The sequence below is a fragment of the Nocardia sp. NPDC059229 genome, assembly GCF_042754165.1.
GTDB lineage: Bacteria > Actinomycetota > Actinomycetes > Mycobacteriales > Mycobacteriaceae > Nocardia.
The window spans coordinates 22,230-30,892 of sequence record NZ_JBHZAK010000042.1 but is presented as its reverse complement, the minus strand read 5'-3'; the positions used below and the strand labels follow the sequence as shown (position 1 = coordinate 30,892).

The 8,663-nt window shown below is 64.8% G+C and carries 6 protein-coding genes; 4 read left to right on the top strand and 2 right to left on the bottom strand.

Annotation, left to right across the window (positions count from 1 at the left end; all coding sequences use genetic code 11):
• Window positions 1-426 precede the first annotated feature (426 nt).
• From ACFXHE_RS42505 to ACFXHE_RS42495, 3 genes are read left to right on the top strand one after another with little or no spacing between them, the layout of a single operon-like run.
• On the top strand, window positions 427-1,998 hold the full coding sequence (locus ACFXHE_RS42505; RefSeq protein WP_379391174.1) for an aldehyde dehydrogenase family protein: 1,572 nt from the start codon (window positions 427-429) through the stop codon (window positions 1,996-1,998).
• 55 nt (window positions 1,999-2,053) lie between these two features.
• Window positions 2,054-2,554 (top strand): SRPBCC family protein, encoded by a 501-nt coding sequence (locus tag ACFXHE_RS42500; protein WP_379391182.1) that lies wholly within the window; start codon window positions 2,054-2,056, stop codon window positions 2,552-2,554.
• A gap of 33 nt (window positions 2,555-2,587) precedes the next feature.
• The gene (locus tag ACFXHE_RS42495) at window positions 2,588-4,231 is read left to right on the top strand and encodes a GMC family oxidoreductase (protein WP_379391172.1); all 1,644 of its coding nucleotides are present in this window, start codon (window positions 2,588-2,590) and stop codon (window positions 4,229-4,231) included.
• A 91-nt stretch (window positions 4,232-4,322) separates the two neighbouring features.
• Here ACFXHE_RS42495 and ACFXHE_RS42490 read toward each other — a convergent pair whose 3' ends face one another.
• Together ACFXHE_RS42490 and ACFXHE_RS42485 are read right to left on the bottom strand one after the other, a co-directional pair.
• The gene (locus ACFXHE_RS42490) at window positions 4,323-5,567 is read right to left on the bottom strand and encodes a cytochrome P450 (RefSeq protein ID WP_379391170.1); all 1,245 of its coding nucleotides are present in this window, start codon (window positions 5,565-5,567) and stop codon (window positions 4,323-4,325) included.
• Window positions 5,568-5,617: 50 nt separating this feature from the next.
• Window positions 5,618-6,970, bottom strand: coding sequence for a cytochrome P450 (locus ACFXHE_RS42485; RefSeq protein WP_379391168.1), 1,353 nt, complete (start codon window positions 6,968-6,970; stop codon window positions 5,618-5,620).
• 178 nt (window positions 6,971-7,148) lie between these two features.
• Between ACFXHE_RS42485 and ACFXHE_RS42480 the strand changes: the two genes are divergently transcribed.
• The gene (locus ACFXHE_RS42480; protein ID WP_379391166.1) at window positions 7,149-8,618 is read left to right on the top strand and encodes an aldehyde dehydrogenase; all 1,470 of its coding nucleotides are present in this window, start codon (window positions 7,149-7,151) and stop codon (window positions 8,616-8,618) included.
• Window positions 8,619-8,663: the final 45 nt, after the last annotated feature.

Sequence of the window (8,663 nt, the reverse complement as noted above, 5' to 3'; positions counted from 1 at the left end):
AATGACCGGCGCTTACGAGGAGGCATGGAGACATCCTTCCAGCAGGACCTTCGGTCCTGCCAAATCGGTGTCCACTATTCGGGGGAAGCCTCAGCTCGCGCCGCGCATCGCCTAGCTGATCGGAACCATCGACGCGGACAAGACACCGAACCTGATCCCGATCTCGAATCTGACCTCGGTGTCCACTCGGCCCTCTGGAAGGTTTGTCGCCGTGTTCGATTGCTCGGCGCGACTTGGTCATGAACTGAGTATCCATCGCCGATGTGCCCCGGTTCAGCGCATCTGACGTTGGCCGACGACGTTGTTCACGTCGATCCCGTTTCCGGCCGTCTTCGAGGGCGAACCACCCGAACGCCGATGGTCTGGTTATAGGTCAGTTCCTTGCCCTCTTGTACCAGCCAATCGTCCATAGTAGTGTCCGGACAGATGTCCACCAAGGACATTCATGTTGAAGAGGGAGCGGCCATGGCCATCGTGCGTGCCGAGTCGCACACAGCCGGTGGAGGGCGTCGACTGGCCTTGCACAGTCCGGTGACGGGCCTGCCCATCGGTGCCGTGGACGTCGACGACAGCGCCGAGGTCGCGCGGGTGGTCACTCGTGCTCGGGCGGCCCAACCGGCTTGGGCGGCAAGAAGTGTCGGCGAGCGCGCGGTTCTGCTTCGGGGTGCGATCGACGTGATTAGTGCGCGCCGGGCCGAGATCGCGGAGACGATCCGGACCGAGACCGGCAAGCCGATGGCCGAGGCGCTGGGGGTGGAGATCGTGCCGGCGTGCGACTTCCTCAACTACTGGTCCCGACGTGCGCGGCGAGATCTGCGGCCGCATCGTCAGCGGCTGCACGGCTACCTGCGCCCGTTCAAACAGCTGCACATCCAATACCAGCCATTAGGGGTGGTGGGTGTGATCACGCCCTGGAACGCACCCTTCGTACTTACCCTCAATCCTGTTGTGCAGGCGCTGCTGGCGGGCAACACGGTGGTCTTCAAGCCATCGGAGGTGACACCGCGCTCGGGGGAGTGGGTAGCGCGGGTGCTGCACGAGGCCGGGGTGCCCGAGGATGTCGTGCAGGTCCTGCGCGGTGACGGCGAAACCGGGGCGGCCCTGGTCGATTCGGAGATCGACAAGGTGTGCTTCACCGGAAGCGTCGCCACGGGCCGGAGAATCGCGAGCGCGTGCGCCGAGCGATTCCTGCCCTGCACACTCGAGCTCGGCGGCAAGGACGCCATGATCGTGTGTGCGGACGCTGACCTCGAACGCGCCGCGGCCGGGGCCGTGTACCTGTCCATGTTCAATACCGGGCAGGTGTGCATGAGCGTCGAGCGCATCTACGTGATCGACAGTGTGGCAGACGAGTTCATCGATCTGGTCGTCCGCAAGGCATCCGCGGTCAGCTGCGGGCCCGGGGACGCTGACATGGGTCCGTTGTTCTGGGATCGTCAACGTGACCTGGTCGCGGAGCACGTCGCCGACGCCGAGGCAACGGGCGCAGAGATCCTGGTCGGTGGATCGGTGGTGCCAGGTGAGGGTCTGTACTTCCAACCGACCGTGATCGTCGGGGCCCATCACGGCATGCGGATCGTGAACGAGGAGACCTTCGGTCCCATTGCCACCATCGTGCGAGTTCGCGATGAGGACGAGGCGATCCGGCTGGCCAACGACTCTCGGTACGGCCTGAGCGGCTCGGTGTTCACCAAGGACCGCGCGCGTGCGCGCCGCATCGCGGCGCGCCTGACCACCGGCTCGGTGGTGCACAACGACGCCGCCGTCATCTACGGAGTCCCCGAGGCGCCGTTCGGTGGGCGCAAGGACAGCGGAGTCGGTCAGGTCAACGGCGTGCACGCCTTGCGGGGTTACGTCCACGCCCAGCCCGTTCTGATCGATCGCTGGCAGCCGAAGCACGAAAGCATCTGGTACCCGTACACCGACAAGACGATTCGCGATCTCGACGGCCTGATCCGTGCGTTCGGGAATCGGCTCATCCGCCGCCTGCTGTCGTGACCGTCCGGCCGACACCGGTCAACCGCCTTCGATACGAAAGAGTCTCATGCCCACCATGCATCCGTGCCAGCGCGTCGATTCCACATTCGTGCAGACCGCGCCGCATCGTTTCGCCAACAGCGTCGACCTGAATGTCACACCCGCGCAGGTATTCGCGGTTCTCGCCGAGGCCGAACCGTGGCCCAGATGGGCGTCGGTGATCACCGATGTCAGCTGGACCAGTCCCGAACCTCACGGGATCGGCACCACCCGCACTGTTCGCATGCGCGCGGGAATGGTCGCAGGCGAGGAGTTCCTGGCGTGGGAACCGGACGCGCACATGGCCTTTCGATTCAACCAGATCTCCACGCGGGGTATCACGGCGTTCGCGGAGGACTACCGCATCGTCGCGACCCCCCAGGGCTGCCGACTGACCTGGACGCTGGCCATGAGCGGGGATCGGGTCACGAGCCTCTCGATCCGATTGGCCGGTCCGCTGATGAACATGACCTTCCGGCGGTTCCTGCGCAACCTGCGCACTCTCACCGACGAGCGGTACGCCGCCGCGCAGGCGTGAGATCGATCCATCCACAGAGGAAAGGAGGCTCCGATGATCCGATCCAATCGGCCGGAAGACGCCATCGAAGCCGACTACATCGTGGTCGGCGCGGGCAGTTCCGGGGCCATCGTCGCGAGCCGGCTGGCCGAACACGGCGCGAGCGTGATTCTGCTGGAAGCCGGACGCCGGGACAACACACGCCTGGTCTCGATCCCCGGATCGATCGCCATGGTGCACACGGTGCCCCCGCTGAAGAAGCGCGTCACGTGGAAGCAGTACTCGGTGCCGCAGAAGCACGCCAACGACCGGCGCATCCCGATGACGCGAGGGAAGGTCCTGGGTGGCTCCAGCTCGGTCAACGGGATGCTGTTCGTCCGAGGTAACCGCGCGAATTACGATGCCTGGGCCGAAGAAGGCTGCGCCGGATGGGGTTTCGCCGATGTGCTGCCGGCCTTCAAACGGCTCGAGAACTGGGAAGGCGGCGCGAGCGCGCTGCGCGGAGCCGGTGGTCCGATCGAGGTGACTCGCCAAACCGATCTCACCCCGATCGCACAGCAGTGGCTGTCGGCGGCTTCGGCGACATTGGGCGTGCCGGAGAACCCCGACTACAACGGGGAAACGCAGGAAGGCGTCGGCGCTTTTCAGCAGAGTGTCCGGCAGGGCTTGCGGTACAGCTCTTCCCGGGGATACCTGACCAACCGGCCCAACGCCGCGTTGACGGTGCTGACCGGTGTACACGTCGCCCGGGTGGTCATCGAGAATAGCCGGGCCGTCGGGGTCGAAGTGATCGAACGCGGCGGTTCGCGAATCATCCGTGCGGCACGGGAAGTCGTGGTGTCCGCCGGAGTGATCGCCTCCCCGCAACTGCTCATGCTCTCCGGAATCGGCCCGGCCGCCCATCTGCGTGAGATGGGACTACCAGTACACGCGGACTTGCCCGTGGGCGCGAATCTGCATGACCATCTGTTCGTGCCACTCACCTTCGTCACCGCGAAGGCCCGTCACCGATCCATCCCGTCGCATATGGTCGGCGGGATCGCTCGTGAGCTCGCCCGGCCGGGCAGCAGTTGGTTCGGACGTACCCTGTTCGAGCTGGTCGGCTTTGCGAAAACGTCGTTCGCAGAAGGTATTCCGGACTTGCAGATGCATGTTCTGCCGTGGGGCTATCCATCGCCGAACCAGGACCAGGACAAGCTGTACACCGTCGACCGGCGTGCGGCATTGACCATTTTCCCGACCCTGATCTACCCCCGCAGCCGCGGTGAACTCCGGCTGGCTTCCGCCGATCCGCTGGCGTCGCCGTTGATCGATCCCGGGTACCTGACCGAGCCCGCCGACACCGAGGTGCTGATCGAGGGCATCCGCCTGATCCGTGAAATCATGGCGCACCGCTCCATTGCGCCGGACATCACCGAGGAACTCACTCCCGGTCCCGACTATCGGGATGAATCGGCGCTACGGCGTGAACTGCCCAATCGGGTGCACTCGGTCTATCACCCGGTCGGCAGCTGCCGGATGGGTATCGACGAGCGTGCCGTGGTCGATCCGCAGTTGCGAGTGCGCGGAATCGAAGGGCTGCGCGTGGCCGATGCGTCGATCATGCCGAGTATCACCGGCGGCAATACCAATGCGCCGTGCTACATGATCGGGGAGAAGGCCGCAGAGTTGATCACAGCGGCGGACACTTGTCGTTGAGCTCTGCGGCCCGCGTCTGCAGGGCGCACAGGGCGACGAGTTCGAAAAGTGCGGGGCGGCAGGCGCTGCCCCGCACACTTCGGACGAAGGCTTACGAGTAGCTGACCTGCCAGTGTTTGATCCCGTTGATCCAGCCGTTGCGCAGCCGCTCGGGTTCGGCCAGTTGCGCGAGGTCGGGCATCGCATCGGCGATCGCGTTGAACATCAGATCGATCTCCAACCGCGCGAGGTTGGCACCCACGCAGAAGTGCGCTCCGGTCCCGCCGAAGGCCAAGTGGGGATTGGGGTCCCGAGTCACATCGAAGGTGAACGGGTCGACGAACGCTTCCTCGTCGAAATTGGCCGAGCTGTAGAACAATCCGACCCGCTGGCCCTGGCGGATCAACCGGCCGCCGATTTCGGTATCGGCGGACGCGGTGCGCTGGAACGCGGTGACCGGCGTCGCCCAACGGATGATCTCATCCGCGGCGGTCCGCGGTCGTTGCCGCTTGAACAACTCCCATTGGTCCGGGTGGTCGACGAAGGCCTTCATGCCGTGGGTGATGGCATTGCGGGTGGTCTCGTTGCCCGCCACGGCGAGCAGGATCACGAAGAACCCGAACTCATCGGATCCCAGCGCCTCGCCATCCAGATCGGCGTTCACGAGCTGGGTCACGATGTCGTCACCGGGGTTGGCGCGTCGTTGCTCGGCCATGTTCCAGGCGTAGCCGAGGATCTCGGCGGAGGCGTTGGTCGAGGCGTCGGTGGTTGCGGTATCCCCGTACTCGGGGTCGTCGTAGTTGAGCATCTGGTTGGACCAGTCGAAGAGCTTGCGTCGATCCTCCTGCGGCACACCGAGGAGCTCGGCGATGGCCTGGAGAGGCAGTTCGCAGGCCACCTGCTCGACGAAGTCGCCGCGTCCCTCCTGCTTGGCCGCATGGACGATGCGCTCGGCCCGTTCGGTCAACGCGACTCGCAGAGACTCCACTGCTCTGGGGCTGAAACCCTTGGAGATGATGCGGCGGATCTTGGTGTGCTTGGGCGGATCCATGTTGACCAATAGCGCACTGGTGAGCTCGATCTGATCGATGGTGATCTGCCCGGGCAGGCGGATGATCGAGCCCTTGCGCTGCGAGGAGAACAACTCCGGCTTGCGTGATATCTCCTTGATGTCCTCGTGTTTGCTGATCACCCAGAACCCGCCATCGCGGAATCCGCCGGACGATTCGTCCTGCTGCGCGTTCCACCACACCGGGCTGGTGCGGCGCAGCTGGGCGAATTCCGCGACGGGATTGCGGGATTCCCACAGCGCGGGGTCTGTGAAGTCGAAGCCGTTGGGTAGCGACGGCACGGGCATGGGTTCCTCCTGAGGGGCCGACGACGTTGTGGACCTGAACAGTGGTGAGCTCATCGCCGACGCCGCCGATACCGGACGCGGCACGGCTGTTCGAGCTGAACGACCATCTTCGAGTGGTCGTTTCGGTAACTGTCGGACGGCTGCGCCATCTCGAACTCCCAGTCCCGCAAGAGAATCGAGAAAATCGCCTTGAGCTGCATCAGCGCGAACGGAGCGCCGACGCAGCGGTGGCGTCCGGCGCCGAACGGGATCCAGGTCCACTTGTGGACCAGGTCCTCCTGACGCGGATCGAGGTACCGGTCGGGGTCGAACAGATCGGGGTCGGGGAAGTCCTCGGGTAGGCGGTTGGAAATGGCGGGTGTGGCCGCGACCATGTCACCGGGTGCGATGCGGTGACCGCAGACCTCGAACTCACCTTGCGCGATTCGCATCAGGATGATCAGCGGAGGGTGTAGTCGCAACGTCTCCTTGAGCGCGGACTCCAGCTTCGGAATCTGGCGTAGCGCATTGTGACTCACCTCGGAGCCGTCGGCGTAGAGCTGGTCGAGTTCGTCGACGACGGCGGCCATGAGGTCCGGATGCCGGAGCAACTCGATCGTCGTCCATGCCGCGGTACCGGAGGTGGTGTGGTGGCCGGCGAACATCATGGAGATGAAGATGCCGGTGATCTCGCTGGCGCTGAAACGCGGTGCACCGTCGTCGCCGGGCACCGCCACGAGAACATCGAGCATGTCGCGGTCTTCCTTGCCCCGAGGAGGGTTCGCGATGCGGTCGTTCATGATCTCTTGCACCAGGTCCACCAGTTTGGCCCGGGCCTCGTCACGGATACGGAAACTCTCGATCGGTGCATACGGATCGACGTAGCAGTAGGCATCGGTGCCCTGCTCGAGCTCGTGATAGAGCTGGGCGAACCGCTCGTCGAGCTGGTTGCGGAACTTGAGGCCGATCAGGCACGCCGACGACGTGTAGATGGTGAGTTCGGCGAAGAACTCGAGCAGATCGATCTCGCCCTCGTCTCTCCAGCGTTCGAGCATCCGATCGACTTCACGGGCGATCGTTTCGGCATGGCCTCGCATGTGCTCGGCACGCAGCGCCTGGTTGTGCAGCATCTCCCGGCGGCGTTCGGGGCTGGCGTCGAAAACCACCCCCTCACCGAAGATCGGTTTCATGAACGGATAGGCGGCGGCCTGGTCGAGATCCTCGTCCGACGAGCGGAAGAAGAACTCGTTGGCCTCCGCGCCCGACAGCAGAATGACATCGCGACCAGCGAGCTGGAACGATCCCACGTCTCCGCATTCGGAACGCACCCGTCGCATCAGCGCGATGGGGTCGGTGCGGAACTCGTCCAGGTGTCCGTGCTCGCCCGCGCCGCCGGATACCCGCTGCGGCTTGACCAATGTCATTGGAAATCCTTCCCGGAAATGATGCCCAGACCATGGTGGACATGTGTCCGGACGGTACTACGAATGCATGTCCGCAACAAGCGGTCCGCGGGCCCCGGGGCTCGGGGCGCGGTTGCAATTGTAGAGACATCCGAACTATATTCCGAACAGTTGTCCAGACAAGTATCGGGAGACGTGTATGAATGGCCTCGTTCCCAGTGCAGGCACCCCACTGTTGATCGGCGGCAAGCTGGTGCCCGGTGGGGCCGGAGTCTTCGCGACGATCAACCCGGCCACCGAGGAGGTGCTCGGATGTGCCGCCAACGCCTCGCTCGACGACCTGGCCGCGGCGACTATCGCGGCTCGCACGGCCTTCGATGAGACCGAATGGTCCCGTGACCACGAGTTTCGGGCGCATTGCCTCAGGCAGCTGCGGGACGCTATGCGCGCACACGTCGAGGAACTGCGAGAAATCACCGTCGCCGAGGTTGGTGCGCCGGTGATGCTGACCAGCGGGCCTCAACTGGAAGGCCCCATCTCGGACCTCGATTTCGCGGCTGACTTGGCTGAAAGCTACAGTTGGACAACAGATCTCGGTGTGGCCACGCAGATGGGCATCACCAGCCGCCGGGTAATTCACCGGGAAGCGGTCGGCGTGGTCGGTGCGATCACGCCGTGGAACTTCCCACACCAGATCAACCTCGCCAAGCTCGGGCCCGCCCTGGCCGCGGGAAACACGGTGGTGCTCAAGCCCGCCCCGGATACCCCCTGGGTAGCGGCGGTGCTGGGACAGCTCATCACCGAACACACCGATATCCCGGCCGGGGTGGTCAACATCCTGACGTCGGACAACCATCATATCGGCGCGGCCCTGGTGGATGACCCTCGCGTGGATATGGTCACCTTCACCGGCTCCACACGCACCGGGCGATCCGTGATGGCCTGTGCGGCAGGCAGTCTGAAGCGGATCTTCTTGGAGCTCGGTGGCAAATCGGCGGCGGTCGTGCTCGATGACGCGGACATCGCAGCAGCCGTGAGCTACACCGCGTTCTCGGTGGCAGTGCACGCCGGGCAAGGGTGCGCGCTGACGACCAGGCTCCTGGTGCCGCGGGCCGCCTACGCCGACGCGGTGGCCGCCGCCGCGAAGACCATGGCGGGGATGCGAGCGGGAGATCCGACCGACCCCGGAACCATTTGCGGCCCTCTCATTTCCGGGATGCAGCGTGACCGCGTGGAGCGCTACCTCGATATCGCACGCAACGAAGGCGGGCGCATCGTGGCGGGCGGCGGACGCCCGGAAGGCCGGGATCGGGGCTTCTTCATCGAGCCGACCGTCATCGCGAACGTCCCCAACACCGCGACCGTGGCTCAAGAGGAAATCTTCGGACCCGTGTTGGTGGTGATCCCGCACGACGGTGATGCCGACGCGGTGCGCATCGCCAACGAGTCACCCTATGGACTTTCCGGTTCGGTCTGGGGCGCCGACCTCGAACGCGTCGATCACGTGGTCGCGGGAATGCGCACCGGAACGCTCAGCGTCAATGGCGGGCTCTGGTATCACGCGGACGCTCCCTTCGGCGGCTACAAGCAATCCGGCATCGGCCGCGAAATGGGCGTGGCGGGATTCGAGGAGTACCTGGAAACGAAGCTCGTCGCGACCCCTGCTTGACGCGACGCCGACTACAGCACAACAACTTTCACCACAGCGCAAGGA